Here is a 2,025-nt window from a genome sequence, read left to right as displayed (position 1 = left end):
TCATCAGGGCGCACTGGGTGATCGAAAACAGGCTCCACTTCGTCCGCGACACCGCCTTCCGCGAAGACGCCTCCAAGATCCGCACCGGGCACAGCCCGGAGAACATGGCCACCCTGCGCAGCTTCGCCATCAACCGACTCCGTGCCGCGGGCCACACCAACATCGCCGCCGGACTCCGCACGACAGCCCTCCGCCCCTACGAACGACCGCTGGCCGTCCTCGGCCTCAACTGACCTGCATCAACGCACGATCAACGAACTTTGCAATCGCCCTGGGGTAGTACCCGCCGAGAAAACAACTGAATAGGCGTTCACCTGGCCACTTTAGGCGCGGGACTGGTTGGATCGTTGGCCTGAGTGACAATCAGGTAATGCAGGTGTTGACACAGACGATGGCGCCCTCCTTTTCAATCGATTGTACAACCTGGCCGATGGACGGGGCCCCACTCGCCTACAACGCAATCCTTCACACACTGGCCAATAGGGGCGGGCTCGCGATGAATGATGACTGGATACCTCTTTCCATGCGCTGTCAGGATCTGGATGTACTGCCTCTCATCGTTCTGGCAGACAACCGGACAGTGCTACGTGAATGGATTGAGGACAGCCTCCATAGATGCGCCGTCGATACGGAAGAAGTGCTTCGCCGCACTTGCCTTACAGTAGACTACGAGCGCTCGCCAGCGGAAGTCGATGAACAATTTTATCTCGGCGCCTACAGTCCACCCGAGAAGCTTTCCGACATTATTGATGCAATTCTTGATTTACTGCCCACTAGCCATATAACACTCCCGGGAACATGCCTGCCACAGGTGGAATATTTGATAAGGATTTCTGCTGAATATAGAGACTCATTGCCTGCTATACTTGACGCCTGTAACTCGCCATACGGGGTACGCCATGACGGTCGCGGATTGATCATCCCATCGTCCATCAAAAACCCTCTCGAGAATTGACCGGGCTGTGCGCGACTTTCCCTTCTCTCAGTAAAGCGGAGTACGGGCAGTTGGACGACAACGTATTGCTAAGCGAGCGGATCAGACTCTTTCACAAGATTCACAATCACCCGGAGGCAGCCGAACTTTGGTTTGAACGTGCAATGGTCAAGGCGGAACTGGAGCGACAAGGGAGCGCGGTTCGCAATATAGCCAATGCCCTACAGCTCAACAAGAGTCTGGCCGGCAGGGTAAAGTGTGAATTCTCGAAGTATTCCGGTTATCCTTTTGTCGTGGACGTTCTAAAGATGTCCCGTAAGCGGGTGTTGGATTAGGCCTGGGATTGTCCGTAGGTGTGGTGGCGCTACCTGGCGAGGGCCAGGTTGTGCAGCCGGGCGACGCTGAGGATGGCTTGGTGGACGCCGTCGCCGCGTAAGCGGCAGTCGCGGAGAATTTTGTAGGTCTTCATCCGGGAGGAGGCGTGCTCGACGCGGGCCCTGGCCCGGCGGTGGACTGCGTTGTCGGTTTGCTGCTCAGGTGTGAGCGGCCGGTCTTTGCGCGGCCAGTGCGGGATGAGGGCGGGGGTACCGCGGTAGCCGCCGTCGCCGGGCACAGGTGCGTTCTTCACGGCGCGGTCGATCCCCGATTCCCGGTAGGCGCGCGCGTCGTGGCGGTTGCCGGGCAGGGGTTGCCCGGCCGCCACGACCAGCCGTGTGTTGGCGTCGATGACGACCTGGTGGTTGGTGGAATAACGGTAGTTCTTGCTGGATGCGGCCACGCTCCTGTCGCGGGTCGGGACCAGGGTGCCGTCCACGATCAGGACCGTGTCGGCCGGGTGCCGGCGCCGTACCGGGGCCAGAGCGAGCAGTGGAGCCATGTGGTCGATGACCCGATCCGCTGCCGACTTCGAGATCCCGAACAAGGGCCCCAGCTGCCGCATCGTCAGGTTCGTCCGCCAATACGCCGCCACCAGCAATATGCGGTCCTCCAGAGGCAGTGAACCGCCCCGGGTTTGATGGAGACATCGAAGACCCGGAAGGATCCCGAGCATGGCTGCACCCCGTAGGTACCCCGACGAACTGCGCGAGCGC

The 2,025-nt window shown here is 60.1% G+C and carries 2 protein-coding genes and 2 pseudogenes; 3 read left to right on the top strand and 1 reads right to left on the bottom strand.

Annotated elements, in window-relative coordinates; translation table 11 throughout:
* The 3 genes and pseudogenes from ABZT03_RS44025 to ABZT03_RS44015 form a co-directional block, all read left to right on the top strand.
* A pseudogene (locus ABZT03_RS44025) lies at positions 1-233 on the top strand (ISAs1 family transposase); the annotation flags it as partial.
* A 137-nt stretch (positions 234-370) separates the two neighbouring features.
* Positions 371-955 (top strand): hypothetical protein, encoded by a 585-nt coding sequence (locus ABZT03_RS44020; RefSeq protein WP_356049912.1) that lies wholly within the window; start codon positions 371-373, stop codon positions 953-955.
* Between the two features lie 50 nt (positions 956-1,005).
* The gene (locus ABZT03_RS44015; protein ID WP_356049911.1) at positions 1,006-1,269 is read left to right on the top strand and encodes a hypothetical protein; all 264 of its coding nucleotides are present in this window, start codon (positions 1,006-1,008) and stop codon (positions 1,267-1,269) included.
* A 29-nt stretch (positions 1,270-1,298) separates the two neighbouring features.
* Here ABZT03_RS44015 and ABZT03_RS44010 read toward each other — a convergent pair.
* Positions 1,299-1,934 (bottom strand): annotated as a pseudogene (locus ABZT03_RS44010) (transposase); the annotation flags it as partial.
* Positions 1,935-2,025 lie beyond the last annotated feature (91 nt).

Source organism: Streptomyces sp. NPDC005574 (assembly GCF_040605435.1).
In the GTDB taxonomy this organism is placed as follows: domain Bacteria; phylum Actinomycetota; class Actinomycetes; order Streptomycetales; family Streptomycetaceae; genus Streptomyces.
This window is presented reverse-complemented; position numbering and strand designations above follow the sequence as displayed.

What these genes read in the sequence shown, in the direction of transcription:
- ABZT03_RS44020 (WP_356049912.1), top strand. Translation starts at nt 371, where the DNA reads ATGCAGGTGTTGACACAGACGATGGCGCCCTCCTTTTCAATCGATTGT.